This window comes from Micromonospora sp. DT43 (genome assembly GCF_049841645.1).
In the GTDB taxonomy this organism is placed as follows: Bacteria; Actinomycetota; Actinomycetes; order Mycobacteriales; family Micromonosporaceae; genus Micromonospora.
Genome location: NZ_JBNCKR010000023.1, coordinates 49,777 through 64,490, shown reverse-complemented (window position 1 = coordinate 64,490; position 14,714 = coordinate 49,777). Strand labels below are relative to the sequence as shown.

Below are 14,714 nucleotides of genomic sequence, written 5' to 3'. Positions count from 1 at the left end.
GATGACCACCGCAACGCCCACCGTCGCCGCCGGCAGCCAGCAGGTCGACGGCACAGCGTCCACCACCGCCGGGCGGGTTCGTCGGCGACTCAACAGCCGTACGGCCACGCTCGTCTCGATCGTCATCGCGATGGTCTGGACCATCCCGACGTTCGGCCTGCTCGTCTCCTCCCTCCGGCCGGAGGACGAGATCAAGACCACCGGCTGGTGGACCGCCTTCACCAACCCACAGTTCACGCTGGAGAACTACCAGCAGGTGCTGTTCGGGCGGTCGTCCTCATCCGGGCAGCTCGCCAGCTACTTCATCAACTCGCTGGCGATCACCATTCCGTCGGTGCTCTTCCCGCTCGCCTTCGCGTCCCTGGCCGCGTACGCGCTGGCGTGGATCAAGTTCCGCGGGCGGGACTGGCTCTACATCGCGATCTTCGCGTTGCAGATCGTCCCGCTGCAGATGGCCCTGGTGCCACTGCTGCGGTTCTTCTCCACAGGCGTCTCCCTCGGCGGCGTCACGCTGATGCCGGCGTGGGACCTGGTCGACGAGCAGAAGTTCGCCCAGGTGTGGTTCGCGCACACCTGCTTCGCGCTTCCGTTCGCCGTCTTCCTGCTGCACAACTTCATCTCGCAGCTCCCCGGCGACCTGATGGAGGCGGCCCGGGTCGACGGGGCCACCCACCCGAAGATCTTCCGCACCATCGTGTTGCCGCTGATCACCCCGGCGCTTGCCGCGTTCGGCATCTTCCAGTTCCTCTGGGTCTGGAACGACCTGCTGGTCGCGCTGATCTTCGCCGGTGGCGGCAACGAGACGGCCCCGCTCACGGTTCGCCTGGCCGAGATGGCAGGCACCCGGGGCAGCGAATGGCAACGGCTGACCGCAGGCGCGTTCGTCTCGATCGTTGTACCGCTCGTCGTATTCCTGTCCCTGCAGCGCTTCTTCGTGCGAGGTCTGCTCGCCGGCAGCGTCAAGGGCTGACCCGCTTTGCCCGCCGCCGCCTGGCCCCTGAAGGCGGCGGCGGGCGACGGGTACCGAGCGGGGGAACCGTGACGAAGATTGATGATGTCGCCCGGCTGGCCGGGGTCTCCACGGCAACCGTCTCGCGGGCCCTGCGCGGGCTGCCGACGGTCTCGGCCGCCACCCGACACAGAGTGCTCGCGGCCGCCGAGCAGCTCGACTACGCGGTCTCGCCGAGCGCGTCCCGACTCGCCGGTGGCCGCACCGGCACGGTCGCGGTGGTCGTACCCCGGATCACCAGGTGGTTCTTCAGCACCGTCGTCGAGGCGGTCGAGGATTACCTGCACCACTCCGGCTACGACCTGCTGCTCTACAACCTGGGCGGTCGGGAGCAGATCCGCCAGCGGGTGCTGCGCACCGCCAACCTGCACAAGCGGGTGGACGCCATGATGCTCGTGGCCACGCCGCTGCGCCCTGCGGACCTGACCGCGCTGGCCTCCCTGGACCTGCCCGGCGTGACCATCAGCTCGGGGAGCAGGGTCCCCAACTGGCCGTGCGTACGCATCGACGACGTGGCCGCCGCACGGACGGCCACCCGCCACCTGCTCGACCTCGGTCACCGGCGGATCGCGCACATCTCCGGCGACCCCGACGACGAGTTGGCCTTCACCACCCACCTCGACAGGCGCCGGGGCTACCAGGCGGCGCTGCGGGCCGCCGGTCTGCGACCCGATCCGAGCCTGGACGTCGAGTCGTCGTTCACCATCGACGGCGGCAACCGGGCCACCGCCGAACTGCTGGCCCGCGGTGTTCCGCCGACAGCGATCGTCGCCGCCTGCGACGAGATGGCGATGGGCGCGATGACGGCCCTGCGCGACGCCGGGCTGCGCGTACCGCAGGACGTCAGCGTCGTCGGCATCGACGACCACGACCTCGCAGGCGTGCTCGGACTCAGCACCATCGCCCAGCCCGCCGCGGAACAGGGCCGCCTGGCCGCCCGGATGCTGCTCGACCCGCTCGGCGCCCGCAGCCTGAGCCCGATCGTCGGTCAACGAACCGCCGACGGCGACACACCGGTGATCCTGCCCACTCGGCTGGTGGTGCGAGAGTCCACCGCGCCGCCCCGGGCAGACTGAACCCCAACCATCCGCCGCCGGCCGGCGGCTGGCGGCGACGCGGCCGGCAGCAGCACCGCCGGCAGTCCACCCACCGCGCGACATGGGAGACGACCCTGAACACCGATCCGACCCAGCAGACCTCCTCCGGTCACCCGATCACCGGCTGGTGGACCGAGGCCGCCATCTACCAGATCTACCCGCGCTCGTTCGCCGACTCCGACGGCGACGGCATCGGGGACCTGCCGGGCATCACCGCCCGCCTCGACCACCTGGCCGAGCTGGGCGTGGACGCGGTGTGGCTCTCCCCGTTCTATCCGTCGCCGCAGGCCGACGCGGGCTACGACGTGGCCGACTACCGCGACGTGGACCCGCTGTTCGGCACCCTCGCCGACGCGGACAAGCTGATCGCCGAGGCCCGCTCCCGGGGCCTGCGGGTGATCGTCGACCTGGTGCCGAACCACACCTCGTCGGCGCACCGCTGGTTCCAGGCCGCGCTGGCCGCCGCGCCGGGCAGCGTCCAGCGGTCCCGGTACATCTTCCGCGACGGCCTCGGCCCGGCCGGCGACCAGCCGCCGAACGACTGGCAGAGCGTCTTCGGCGGCCCGGCCTGGACGCGGACGGTCGACCCGGACGGCCGACCCGGCCAGTGGTACCTGCACCTGTTCGACACCGGCCAGCCCGACCTCAACTGGGACAACCCGGAGGTGCACGAGGAGTTCCTCGACGTCCTTCGGTTCTGGCTGGACCGCGGGGTGGACGGCTTCCGCGTCGACGTGGCCCACGGCCTCGTCAAGCAGGCCGACCTGGCCGACTGGCAGGAGCCCCAGGAGATCCTCTCCGGCAATGAGATCGACAAGCCGCGCCCGCCGATGTGGGACCAGGACGGCGTGCACGAGATCTACCGGCAGTGGCGGCGAGTCCTGGACAGCTACCCCGGTGAGCGGGTGCTGGTCGCCGAGGCGTGGGTGGAGCCGGCCGAGCGGTTGGCCCGCTACGTCCGCCCGGACGAGATGCACCAGGCGTTCAACTTCGAGTACCTGCTCGCCGCGTGGACCGCGCCGGCCCAGTACGCGGTGATCACCCGCTCCCTGGAGGCGACCGACTCGGTGGGCGCGCCGACGACCTGGGTGCTGTCCAACCACGACGTGGTGCGGCACGCCTCTCGGCTCGGCCTGGCGGTAGGCGGCGGCCGACCCAACGGCATCGGCATCGGCGACCCGCAGCCGGACGCCGCGCTCGGTCTGCGCAGGGCCCGGGCGGCCACCCTGCTGATGCTCGCCCTGCCCGGCTCCGCCTACCTCTACCAGGGCGAGGAGCTGGGCCTGCCCGAGCACACCACGATGCCCGACGAGGCCCGGCAGGACCCGACCTGGGCGCGCAGCGGGCACACCCAGCGGGGCCGCGACGGCTGCCGGGTGCCGATCCCGTGGGAGGCCGACGCCCCGTCGTACGGCTTCGGGCCCACCGACGCCAGCTGGCTGCCGCAACCCCCGTCCTGGGCGGAGTACGCGCTGGACCGGCAGCGCGACGTGCCCGGTTCGACGTACGAGCTGTACCGCACGGCGCTGCGGCTGCGCCGCGCCCACGGCCTGGGCCGGGGCACGCTGGAGTGGCTGCCCTCGGGCGACGAGACGCTCACCTTCCGCAACGGTGAGCTGACCGTGCTCACCAACTTCGGCGACGCCCCGGTGCCGGTACCGGCCGGTGCCGAGGTGCTCGCGTCCAGCGGCCCGCTGGACGACCACGACGCCGTCCCCACCGACGTGACCGTCTGGCTGCGCGACTGATCCAACCCGAGCACCCCGCCGACGGCCCCGCGACCATGCTCGCGGGGCGGTCGGCGGGGTGGTGCCGACTCCCTTTGGAGCTGATGTCGCAGACGAATCACGCCGCCGGGACCCGGCGCGCGCCCGCGCCGCCGCACCCGCGTCGCCCCACGGCGGCGGACGGCGTCAGAGGCGGTCGGCGCGGGTGTGCAGCAGGTCGTGCACGTTGTCGATGTCCGCCGGCGAGGTCCGCGAGGCGAGCCAGTACATGACGCCTGTGGGGATGAAGAAGAGCTGGAACGCGGCCAGCCCGACGGCGAAGTTCAGCGGTGGCGGGAACGCCGCGCGCAGCCCCTGGAAGGCGACGCCGACCACCCCGTTGCCGGCGGCCCGGCCGACGCCGTTGACCAGGTTGCCGAGGCTGTAGACGGTGCCCCGGTGCTCGGGCGGATTCACGTCGGCGATCAGCGCGAACCAGTTCGGCGAGTTGGCCGAGGTGAGCGCCAGCGCCACCACTGCGGTGAGCAGGCTCAGACCGACCGACGGCTCGGTGAACACACTGGACAGCACCGCGCCGATCACCGCGCCGCCGCCGGCGCCGTCGGGCACGTCGATGGTCACCGGCACGAAGAACAGCACGAGGTAGAACGGCACGGCCGCGAGGATTCCGACGGCCGCGACCAACGCCCGGCCCCGAGGGGTACGCCGTTGCACCGCGTCGCCGACCAGCCCGCCGACGATGGAGAGCACGCCGCCGAGCTGGAACAGCGTGGCGAAGACGCTGCCCACCACCACCGCCGTCGACTCGGAGTAGCCCTGTGCCTCGGCCCGCTCGGCGAAGAGCCTCGGCAGCCAGACCAGTGAGCCGAAGGCAGCCTGCGCGGTCAGGCCCTGCAGGATCAACCACCTGTTGGTCCGCCGGGCCAGGATGCGCGGCAGATCGGCGCGGCTGATCCGGTAGTCGTACTCGGCGCCGGTGTCCAACGCGCCGGCCAGCTCCGGTTCGCTCTGGCCGCGCCGGATGTCATAGGTGAACAGATACGCGACTGTGGCGACCAGGCCCACGCCGGTCAGCACCCAGAACGGTCGCCGCCAGTCGGTCGCCCCGAGCAGCCCGCCGACCAGCGTCCCGGCCAGCGTGCCGACGCCCTGCGAGAGCCCCCAGAAGCTCATCACCAGCCCGCGCCGGGTCGGTGAGATCAGGTCGGTGACCACCGAGAAGCCCACCGAGCCGACCGCGCCGAGACCGACCGCCGCGACGAGCTGGGCGGCGAGGAACGTGGCGTACCCGCCGGCGAGGGCGCTGCCGCCGGTGCCCGCCGCCCAGAGCAGAGTGCCCACCATCAGCAGCGGTTTGCGGTTGGTGCGGTCGCCGACGTACGCCCAGCCGACCGCGGCCACCGCGCTGACCAGGAAGCTGACCGCGGTGACGAGGCCAAGCAGCCCGCCCGACACGTCGAACGCGTCGGAGATCGGCCCGTACAGCGGTGGGACCAGCCCGATCGCCACGTTGTCGAGCGAGGCGAGCAGCACGAACACCACGATGCTGTACAGCCGGTGCGCTCGGCCGCCGCCCCGGCCGTGCCAGCCCCTGGTCACCGTCATGACCGGCAGCCAACCAGACCCCGACGACGGGGTCGCCACGCGGGTGGGTGCCGGTCGGCTCCCACCCGCGTCGACTCCGAGGTGTCAGCGGCGGTCGAGGACCAACCCGCGGGCCGCGGCGTACTGCTCACGGACTGCGGGGACGGGCTCCGCCGCGTACTCCTCAGTGCCCTTGACCTCCCACTGCGGCGGTGTCACACCGCCGAGGGCGACCCAGGCGGCCTGGCGGGCGGCGCCGTCGGCGACGTACTCCCCGGCGGGCGGGACGACCACCGGGCAGCCGAAGACCTGCGGTGCGATCCGGCGGACAGCGGCCGACCGTGCCCCGCCGCCGACGAGGATGACCCGGCGGACGGTGGCACCCTGCGCGGTAAGCGCGTCCAGGCCGTCGGCGAGCGCGCAGAGCATGCCCTCCACTGCGGCCCGGGCCAGGTGCGCGGGGGTCGACGTGCGCAGGGTCAGCCCGTGCACCGCGCCGGTGGCCAGCGGACGGTTGGGCGTCCGCTCACCCTCCAGGTAGGGCACCATGACCAGCCCGTCCGCGCCGGCCGGCGCGGAGAGCGCCAGGTCGGCCAGCTCGTCCAGCCCGACGCCGAGCATCGTGGCGGCGGCGTCCAGCACCCGGGCGGCGTTGAGCGTGCAGACCAGCGGCAGGAAGCGGCCCGACGCGTCGGCGAAGCCGGCCACCGCGCCGCTCTCGTCGGCGGCCGGCACGTCGGCAACGCTGAACACCGTGCCGGAGGTGCCGATCGAGACGACCACGTCACCGGGGCCGGCTCCGACGCCGAACGCGGCGGCGGCGTTGTCACCGGTGCCCGCGCCGAGCAGCGCGCCGCTCCCACCCAGCTCGTCGGCGAGCGTGCCGGCCGACTCGGCCGGGCCCAACACCTCGGGCACGACGAGCTGCCGACCGAAGGCCCGTTCCAGCAGATCGGGCCGGTAGGAGCCGGTGGCCGGGGACCAGTAGCCGGTGCCGCTGGCGTCACCCCGGTCGGTCCGCAGCGCCGCCAGCCCCGGCGCACCGGCCAGCCGCCAGGTCAGCCAGTCGTGCGGCAGGCAGACGGCCGCCACCCGGGCGGCCTGCTCCGGCTCGTGCCGGGCCAGCCAACGCAGCTTGGTGATGGTGAAGCTCGCCACCGGCACGCTGCCGGTGGCCTCGGCCCAGAACCGTCGTCCGGCCGCGCCGCCGCCGGCCTCCTCGATCAGGTCGGCGGCGGCGTCGGCGGAGCGGGTGTCGTTCCACAGCAGGGCCGGGCGGACCACCCGGCCCGCCTCGTCGAGGCAGACCATGCCGTGCTGCTGGCCGGCGACCGAGATCGCCGCGACGTCGGCCAGCCCGCCGGCCTCGTCGGCGGCGCTGCGCAGCGCCTCCCACCAGGCTTCCGGGTCGACCTCGGTGCCGTCCGGATGCGGTGCCCGGCCCTGCCGGAGCAGGTCGCCGGTCTCCGCGTCCCGGATGACCACCTTGCAGGACTGGGTGGACGAGTCAACGCCTGCGACCAACGGCATGGCGGGGCCTCAGCGGGCGCCGAGCAGGTGCTCGACGGCGAGCTGGTTGAGCCGGACGAAGGCGAAGCCCCGCTCGGCCACCGCGTCCACGTCGACGTCCTCGAACGCGGACCGGTCGGCCAGGAACTCCTCGTAGCCCTCGCCCTCGTTGAGCGTCGGCGTGTTCAGGTCGCCGACCTTGCTGGCGGCGAGCGCCTCGACCACCTCGGGGTCGGCGCGGAACGCCGCCGCCCGCTCCTTGAGCAGCAGGTAGGTGCTCATGTTGGCCGCCGCGGAGGCCCAGACGCCGTCCATGTCCTCGGTGCGGGAGGGCTTGTAGTCGAAGTGCCGGGGGCCGTCGTAGGCGGGGCCGCCGTTCGGGCCGCCGTTCTCCAGGAGGTCCACCAGGGCGAACGCGTTCATCAGGTCACCGTGGCCGAAGACCAGGTCCTGGTCGTACTTGATTCCGCGCTGGCCGTTGAGGTCCAGGTGGAACAGCTTGCCCTGCCAGAGCGCCTGGGCGATGCCGTGGGCGTAGTTGAGCCCGGCCATCTGCTCGTGACCGACCTCCGGGTTGAGACCGACCAGCTCCGGGTGGGCCAGCTGGGAGATGAAACCGAGCGCGTGCCCGATGGTCGGGAGCAGGATGTCGCCGCGCGGCTCGTTGGGCTTGGGCTCCAGGGCGAACCGCAGGCCGTAGCCCTTGTCGATGGAGTACTGGGTCAGCAGGTCCACCGCCTCGCGGTAGCGGTCCAGGGCGGCGCGGACGTCCTTGGCGAGGTCGTACTCGGAGCCCTCGCGGCCACCCCACATCACGAAGGTGCTGGCACCCAGCTCGGCGGCCAGGTCGACCTGACGCAGCACCTTGCGCAGCGCGAAGCGACGGACGTCGCGGTCGTTGCTGGTGAAGCCGCCGTCCTTGAAGATCGGGTGGGTGAAGAGGTTGGTGGTGACCATCGGCACCACCAGGCCGGTCTCGTCGAGCGCCTTGCGGAACCGCGCGATGTGCTGGTCGCGGGTGGCGGCGTCGACCCCGAACGGGATCAGGTCGTCGTCGTGGAAGGTGATGCCGTACGCGCCCAGCTCCGCGAGCCGGTGCACCGCCTCGACGGCGTCGAGCTCGGGACGGGTCGCGTCGCCGAACGGGTCGCGGGCCTGCCAGCCCACGGTCCAGAGCCCGAAGGAGAACTTGTCGGCGGGGGTGGGACGGGGTGCCATGAGCTACCTCCGGGTGGTGGTGTCAGCTATTTGTTCAGCGATTGAATTATTTGCCCGCCCTATGGCACTGTCAAGGGGTGAGCCCCACCCACGCCCCTGCCGGCGCAGCCCGTCAGGGGAGCCTCCGCGAGCTCAACCTCGCCCTGGTTCTCGGCCGGATCGCCGCCGCCGACCGTCCCCCGTCCCGGGCCGACCTGGCCACCGCCACCGGCCTCACGCGGGCCACCGTCTCGGCGGTGGTCGAGGACCTGCTCGCGGGTCAGCTGGTCAGCGAGGCCGACCCGGCGCCCCGGGCGGGCGCCGGCCGACCGGCCCGGGGGCTGGTGCTGGCCGACCAGGGCCCGGCGGGGCTCGGCCTGGAGGTCAACGTCGACTACCTGACGGTGTGTGTCGTCGACCTCGCCGGGCAGGTCCGGCACCGCACCGTGCACCGAGCCGACCTGCGCCCGGTCGCCCCCGCCGACGCACTGGCCCGCCTCGTCGACCTGGCCGGGCAGGCCCGCGCCGACGCGGCCCAGCAGGGCCTCACCCTGGCCGGGGCGGCGCTCGCCGTACCCGGCCTGGTGGACGACGCCGGGCTGGTCCGGCTCGCGCCGAACCTCGGCTGGCGCGACGTCCCGGTCCCCCAACTGCTCAGCGGGCACCCGGCCCTGACCGACCAGGTGCCGGGCGTACCGGCCCTGGTGGTGGACAACGAGGCCAACTTCGCGGCACTCGGCGAGCTGCACTCCCGGCCGCCCGGCCCGGCCAGCTTCCTGCACATCTCCGGCGAGGTCGGCATCGGCGCGGGGATCGTCCTGGACGGTGCCCTGTTCCGCGGGGTGCGCGGCTGGAGCGGCGAGATCGGGCACCTCCCGGTCCACCCGCAGGGGCGGCCCTGCCGGTGCGGCGGTCGTGGCTGCCTGGAGCAGTACGCCGGCCAGGAGGCGATAGTTGCCGCCGCCGGACTGCTGCGGGCGGAGCTTCCCGCGGACACCGCGACGGCGCGGCTGGCCGAGTTGGCCGAGGCGGGCGACCCGGACGCGCTGCGGGCACTGCACGACGCCGGCACGGCCCTCGGGGTGGCCGTCGCCAGCGTGGTCAACCTGCTGGACCTGGACACCGTGGTGCTCGGCGGTGGGTACGCCCCGCTGGCACCCTGGCTGTGCCCGCCGGTGCTCGCCGAGATCGCGGCCCGGGTGCTCACCGCCGCGTGGTCACCGGTCACGGTCCGGCCCTCGACCCTCGGTCCGGAGGCGGCCGCCGTCGGCGCTGCCGAATCGGTGGTCCGGCGGATCGTCGCCCGGCCCGCCGGCTGGCTGGGCCGCTCCGGCTGACGCGCTCTGGGCTTGCCCCGGTGCGGCTCGGTACGCTTGCCGTCGGGCAACTACCAGCAGGCGAGGAGTGCAGGAGCAGCATGCGTACAGGTCGTCAGACGCGGGCCGGCGTCGGACGGTGACCACGACCCGACGGGGCGGCCGCGCCGGTCCGGTCGACGGCGACGGGCAGGCCCCGCGCCGACCGACCCGCCAGAGCGCCGGTGGTGCGCTGCCGGCCGACTCGCCGCTGGCCCGCGAACTGCTCGACGGGCTCGCCGAGGCGGTGCTGACGACCGACGAGACCGGCCGCGTCACCCTCGTCAACGCCCGGGCGGGAGACCTGCTCCCGGAGATCGTCGCGGGCGTCGAGCTGTCCCGGTGCCCGGTGCCCGCACTGGCCCGAGCCGTCTCCGACGGCACCGAGAGCTTCGACGCCGAACACCACGGCCGGCACCTGCGGGGCGGTCGACGGCAGCTCGCCGGCAGCCGGTACGCCTGGTACGTCCGCGACGTCACCGAGGAGCACGCCCGCACCGACGCCCTGCTGGCCGAGCGCTCCCGCACCGCGTTCCTCGCCCAGGCCGGCAGCCGGCTCGGGCTGTCCCTGCACCGGGACCAGACACTGCGCACCACTGCCACCCTCGCCGTGCCGTACCTGGCCGACGCCGCCGTGGCGCTGCTCCGGCCGCCCGCGCCGGCCGAGCCGCACCCGCGCTGGACGCGGTACGCCGACGGCGAGTCGGCCCCGGTCACCGGGCTGGCCGGCCCGGAACTGACCGCCGCCGTCCCCGGCCTCACCGAGGCGCTCGACGGCGTACCCACCGAGCCGAGCCGCTGGCCGGACGCCGAGGTCGCGGACCTGACCGCCGTGCTTCCACAGGGGTTCGGCCGGCCGGGCGCGGTGCTGGTCAGCCCGATGCCCGGTCCCGGAGGGTCGGCCGGCGCGCTGGTGTTGGTCCGCCGTGCCGGCCGCGCCGGCTTCGACCCACGCGACGTCGAGCTGGCCCGCGAGTTCGCCGCGCGGGCCGGCGCGGCGCTGGCCGCCGCCGAGCTGTACGGCGAGCAGGCCCACCTGGCCCGGGTGTTGCAGACCAGCCTGCTCCCGCCGGAGCTGCCGACGGTGCCCGGCGTGGGCATGGCTGGTGGTTACCGGGCCGCCGGGGACACGTTGCGCATCGGCGGTGACTTCTACGAGGTCTTTCCGCACTCGCGGGGCGCGCTCTTCGCGGTGGGTGACGTGTCCGGCAAGGGCGTCGGGGCGGCCGTGCTGACCGGCCGGGTCCGCCAGTCACTGCAGACCCTACGACTGGTCGAGCAGCGACCGTTGGAGCTGATCCACCTGCTCAACCGCACGCTGTTCGACGCGCCGGACGCGGCACGGCGCAGCCAGCTCACCACCCTGCTGCTCGGTTCACTGGAGCGCGGGCCGGCCGGGGTGGACATCCGGATCGCGGGCGGCGGTCACCCCGCGCCGCTGCTGGTCACCACCGCCGGTTCGGTAGTCCCGGTTCCGGTCGGCGGGATGCCTGTCGGCGCACTTGCCGACGCCCGGTTCGCCGAGGCCCGGGTGCACCTCGACCCGGGCGACCTGCTCCTCGCGTACACCGACGGGGTGACCGAGGCGACCGGCGGCCCGGTCCACGTCGAGAAGTTCGGCGAGCACCGGCTGCGCGCTGCGCTCGCCGCGGCGGCCGGGCTGCCTCCGGCCGCCCTGGTCGACAGGCTGCTCCGGGTGGTGGACGAGTGGGTGGGCGGGCAGGCTCACGACGACGTCGCCATGCTGGCGGTGTGCGCGTCGACGCCGACCTGAGTCGGGTGGGCCGGTCGACGGGGGCCTGAGTCAGGCGGTCCGGGCCACCGGCGGTTCGCCGGTGGGCCAGTCGCGCGGCGTGCCCAGCGCCCGCTCGGGGCCGGTCGGCCCGCTGTGCCACACCGGTCGGGTCGACCGCTCCGGGTGCTCCGAGGAGTCCCGCGCCGGCCCGGTGGGCCGGTCCGGATCCCGCGGGTCCCCGTCGTCCGGCAGGTCTCCCGGGCCAGGGGGCCGGTCCCCATCGTCCGGCACCGGGCCGCTCAGCGTCCGCTGCCGTCGTGCGGCCTCGTCGAACTCCCGCATCCCGTCCACAAGCGCGGCACGGCCCGCCGGGGTCATCGTCGCCAGCACGGCGGCGATCCGCTCCTGACGGTCGGCCCGCAGCTCGGCGAGGAGTCGACGGGCCTCCGGGGTGAGGTGCAGGGAGATCTCGCGCCTGTCGAAGCGCCCCGGCTCGCGTTCCAGCATGCCGGCCGCGACCAACCGGTCGCAGAGCCGGCTGGCGGAACTGAGCAACATGTCCAGGCGGGTGGCGAGCCGGCGTAGGTTGATCCCGTCGTGTTGCTCGACCACCATCACAGCCCGTAGTTGGGCTCCGGAGACCCGGCTGGCGGTCGCCTCGCGGGCGGAATCCCAGACGCCCAGCAGGGCACCCGCCGCCGCGTCCAACGCGGCGGCCATACTCGTCGCAGGGTCCGGCGGACCGTGTTTCTCGGCCATGGTTGCCCGAGAATACTCCGAAGCCACTGGTAGTCGAGCTTTGATCAAGGAGGCCTGATGAGCGAACCGGTCAATCGGGCACGGCGTGGCCTGAATGAGACACCCGCCGACCGCCTCGTGGGTGGTATCGGGGAAATCCTCGCCGAGGCGTACGGGATCACCGAGACCGAGCTGTACCAGGTCGACTACCGCCTCTCGGAGCTGCTGCCACTCACCGACGGTGACTCCCTCCGGGGGGCCGGGCACCCGGCCTGGCGGGCCTTCGACCACCAGTCGCCCCTGTTGGCCGACGGCACCGCCTGGTTGCCGGTGAGCATGCGCGGCGAACGCCGGGGCGTCCTGCGCCTGGCGCCGGTGGCCGACGACCCGGCCGTGCTCGGCGAGCTGGCCGACATCGCCACCGCGCTCGCGCACGAGCTGGCCGCAGTGTCCCCCGGCACCGACGTCTACAGCGTCGCGCGACGCAGCCAGCGGCTCACGCTGGCCGCCGAGATGCAGTGGGACCTGCTCCCCGGCCGGAGCCGGATCCGGCCCTCGTTCAGCCTGGCCGGCCAGCTGGAACCGGCGTACGCCGTGCGGGGGGACAGCTTCGACTGGTCCGACGACGGAGAGAAGCTCTGGCTGTCGACCGTCAACGGGACCGGCGAGGGTGTCGCGGCGTCCCTGCTCACGTCGCTGGCCACCCACGCGCTGCGCAACGCCCGCCGGGCCGGCCTCGGTCTGGGCGATCAGGCCGCTCTCGCCGACCAGGCCATCTACGACGAGTACCGGGGCAAGCGGCACCTCTCCGTGCTGTTGATGGAGCTGGACCTGCGCTCCGGGAGGATGACAGTGGTGGACGCCGGCTCGCCACGGCTCGTCCTGCTGCGCGACGGGGAGGTCACCGAGCAACCGCTGGAGGCGCAGTTCCCGCTCGGCATGTTCGAGGCGACCGACTACCACGAGCAGACGTTCACGCTGGAACGCGGCGACCGGCTCTTCGTGGTCAGCGACGGCGTGGTGGAGGCCACCGGGCGGAACGTGCGCTACGGCGAGACGGCACTGGACCGGTTCCTGCGGCGGACGGGCCCGATGGAGCCGCTGGACGCCGTCCGCTCGCTGATCGGTGACCTGCGCGCCTTCGTGGCCGGCGACCTCGTCGACGATGCCGTGGTGGTCTGCCTGGACTGGACCGGCCCGCAGGCGTGAACGGCGGCGGTCAGTACGCTCCGCGGCTGTTCAGCACGGCGCCGGCGGTCTTCCAGAGGATGGTGAGATCGGCGGCGAGCGACCAGTTCTCCACGTAGTAGAGATCCAGTCGGATGCCGTCCTCCCAGCTCAGGTCGGACCGGCCACTGACCTGCCACAACCCGGTCATGCCGGGCTTCACCAGCAGCCGGCGGGCCACGTCGCCGTCGTAGCGGGCCACCTCCGAGGGCAGCGGCGGGCGCGGCCCGACCAGGCTCATCTGGCCGAGCAGCACGTTTACCAGCTGCGGCAGCTCGTCCAGCGACCACTTGCGCAGCAGTCGACCGACGCGGGTCACCCGGGGGTCGTCGCGCATCTTGAACATCAGGCCGTCGGTCTCGTTGCGGGCCGCCAGCTCGGCGAGCAGCGCATCGGCGTTGACCACCATCGTCCGGAACTTGAAGACGCCGAACTCCTGACCGCCCCGACCCACCCGGACCTGCCGGAACAGCACCGGCCCCCGGCTGTCCAGTTTGATGGCCAGCGCGATGACCGCGATCAGCGGCAGCAGCAGCGCCAACGCCAGCGACGACGCCGACCGGTCGACGAAACCCTTGACCAGCTTGCGCGCACCCCGGAACTCGGGCGCCTCGACGTGGATCAGGGGCAGCCCGGCGACCGGACGGGTGTGGATCCGCGGGCCGGCCACATCGGTGAGCGCGGGTGCCACGACGAGGTCGACGCCGGTCCCCTCCAGCTGCCAACCGAGCCGACGCAGTCGGGTCGCCGTCAGCTCACCGGAGGCGGTCACCGCGACGGTGTCCGCGCCGATCGCGGTGGCCGCCTCCGGGATGCCCCGGAACGATCCCACCACCGGCACGTCACCGAGCCGCTGAGCCACCGGCGCGAGCAGCGCGTCGGGGATGCACGCGCCGACCACCTGATAGCCGGCGTACGGCTCCCGGCGCAGGGTGTGCACCAACTCCAGGACGTGGGCCGTGTCGCCGACCACGAGCACCTTGCGGGACCAGCCGGCACCCTTGGAGCGGGCCCGGTGCAGGCGTTTGCGCACGACGAACCGGGTCACCTCCAGCCCGACCGTGCCCACCGCGAACGAGATGCCGAGGAAACCACGGGAGACGCCGACGTCGGCGATGTAGCCGGCGATGGCGATCGCGCCGGCCAGCCGCAGGCTCGCCGAGCTGACCCGTCGGTACTCGTCCGCCCCGTAACCGACGACCCGGTCGTCGTAGCAGCCGAGCGCCTTGAGGGAGATCAGCCAGGCGAGGACCAGCCCCGGGGCCACCAGCACGTACGGGATCTCGGAGCCGACCGGCTCATCGTCACCGAACCGGCCGACGTACCCGATGAACAGGGCGATGATGAGGATGGTGGTGTCCAGCACGACCAGGACCCGGACGTAGGAACGTTCGTCGGCGCGCGCCACCAGCCCGCTGGGCGGGCCTTCCGGCGTGGCCGAGGTGCTGGCGGGGGTCAACAGTGTCGCCGCGGTCACCGGCCCTCCCACTCTGCTCAGGACGGCCCCGGCCGACGAGTCGGGCCGGAGGCGGACGG

At 73.5% G+C, this 14,714-nt stretch carries 11 protein-coding genes; 6 read left to right on the top strand and 5 right to left on the bottom strand.

What is annotated here, in order from left to right:
- Position 1: 1 nt before the first annotated feature.
- The 3 genes from ACLQ26_RS32365 (at position 2) to ACLQ26_RS32355 (ending at position 3,854) form a co-directional block, all read left to right on the top strand.
- Positions 2 to 970 (top strand): carbohydrate ABC transporter permease, encoded by a 969-nt coding sequence (locus tag ACLQ26_RS32365; protein WP_425748160.1) that lies wholly within the window; start codon positions 2 to 4, stop codon positions 968 to 970.
- Positions 971 to 1,038: 68 nt separating this feature from the next.
- Complete coding sequence (locus ACLQ26_RS32360; RefSeq protein WP_425748159.1) at positions 1,039 to 2,085, top strand: LacI family DNA-binding transcriptional regulator; 1,047 nt, start codon at positions 1,039 to 1,041, stop codon at positions 2,083 to 2,085.
- A gap of 95 nt (positions 2,086 to 2,180) precedes the next feature.
- Positions 2,181 to 3,854: a glycoside hydrolase family 13 protein gene (locus ACLQ26_RS32355; protein WP_425748181.1), complete on the top strand. Its 1,674-nt coding sequence runs from the start codon at positions 2,181 to 2,183 to the stop codon at positions 3,852 to 3,854.
- A 165-nt stretch (positions 3,855 to 4,019) separates the two neighbouring features.
- On the opposite strand, the gene ACLQ26_RS32350 is transcribed toward ACLQ26_RS32355, so the two are convergent.
- The 3 genes from ACLQ26_RS32350 to xylA form a co-directional block, all read right to left on the bottom strand.
- Complete coding sequence (locus ACLQ26_RS32350) at positions 4,020 to 5,438, bottom strand: MFS transporter (RefSeq protein ID WP_425748158.1); 1,419 nt, start codon at positions 5,436 to 5,438, stop codon at positions 4,020 to 4,022.
- Positions 5,439 to 5,522: 84 nt separating this feature from the next.
- Positions 5,523 to 6,947: a xylulokinase gene (gene xylB / locus ACLQ26_RS32345; RefSeq protein ID WP_425748156.1), complete on the bottom strand. Its 1,425-nt coding sequence runs from the start codon at positions 6,945 to 6,947 to the stop codon at positions 5,523 to 5,525.
- A 9-nt stretch (positions 6,948 to 6,956) separates the two neighbouring features.
- Entirely contained in the window at positions 6,957 to 8,144 is a 1,188-nt protein-coding gene (gene xylA, locus ACLQ26_RS32340; protein WP_425748155.1) for a xylose isomerase, read from the bottom strand.
- A 77-nt stretch (positions 8,145 to 8,221) separates the two neighbouring features.
- Here xylA and ACLQ26_RS32335 point away from each other — a divergent pair, with 77 nt between their 5' ends.
- Complete coding sequence (locus tag ACLQ26_RS32335; protein ID WP_425748154.1) at positions 8,222 to 9,460, top strand: ROK family protein; 1,239 nt, start codon at positions 8,222 to 8,224, stop codon at positions 9,458 to 9,460.
- A gap of 118 nt (positions 9,461 to 9,578) precedes the next feature.
- Positions 9,579 to 11,252, top strand: coding sequence for a SpoIIE family protein phosphatase (locus tag ACLQ26_RS32330; protein WP_425748153.1), 1,674 nt, complete (start codon positions 9,579 to 9,581; stop codon positions 11,250 to 11,252).
- Between the two features lie 30 nt (positions 11,253 to 11,282).
- Here the strand turns inward: ACLQ26_RS32330 and ACLQ26_RS32325 are convergent, their stop codons facing one another.
- A complete protein-coding gene (locus tag ACLQ26_RS32325) occupies positions 11,283 to 11,972 on the bottom strand; it encodes a MarR family winged helix-turn-helix transcriptional regulator (RefSeq protein ID WP_425748152.1) in 690 nt (229 codons plus the stop codon).
- A 57-nt stretch (positions 11,973 to 12,029) separates the two neighbouring features.
- Here ACLQ26_RS32325 and ACLQ26_RS32320 point away from each other — a divergent pair, with 57 nt between their 5' ends.
- Complete coding sequence (locus ACLQ26_RS32320) at positions 12,030 to 13,160, top strand: PP2C family protein-serine/threonine phosphatase (RefSeq protein WP_425748151.1); 1,131 nt, start codon at positions 12,030 to 12,032, stop codon at positions 13,158 to 13,160.
- 10 nt (positions 13,161 to 13,170) lie between these two features.
- On the opposite strand, the gene ACLQ26_RS32315 is transcribed toward ACLQ26_RS32320, so the two are convergent.
- Positions 13,171 to 14,655, bottom strand: coding sequence for a sugar transferase (locus ACLQ26_RS32315; protein ID WP_393299520.1), 1,485 nt, complete (start codon positions 14,653 to 14,655; stop codon positions 13,171 to 13,173).
- Positions 14,656 to 14,714 lie beyond the last annotated feature (59 nt).

Bases quoted from the DNA above. Each gene is read 5' to 3' on its own strand.
- xylA (WP_425748155.1), bottom strand. From the start codon at position 8,144: ATGGCACCCCGTCCCACCCCCGCCGACAAGTTCTCCTTCGGGCTCTGG.
- ACLQ26_RS32350 (WP_425748158.1), bottom strand. From the start codon at position 5,438: ATGACGGTGACCAGGGGCTGGCACGGCCGGGGCGGCGGCCGAGCGCAC.
- xylB (WP_425748156.1), bottom strand. From the start codon at position 6,947: ATGCCGTTGGTCGCAGGCGTTGACTCGTCCACCCAGTCCTGCAAGGTG.
- ACLQ26_RS32320 (WP_425748151.1), top strand. From the start codon at position 12,030: ATGAGCGAACCGGTCAATCGGGCACGGCGTGGCCTGAATGAGACACCC.
- ACLQ26_RS32365 (WP_425748160.1), top strand. From the start codon at position 2: ATGACCACCGCAACGCCCACCGTCGCCGCCGGCAGCCAGCAGGTCGAC.
- ACLQ26_RS32325 (WP_425748152.1), bottom strand. From the start codon at position 11,972: ATGGCCGAGAAACACGGTCCGCCGGACCCTGCGACGAGTATGGCCGCC.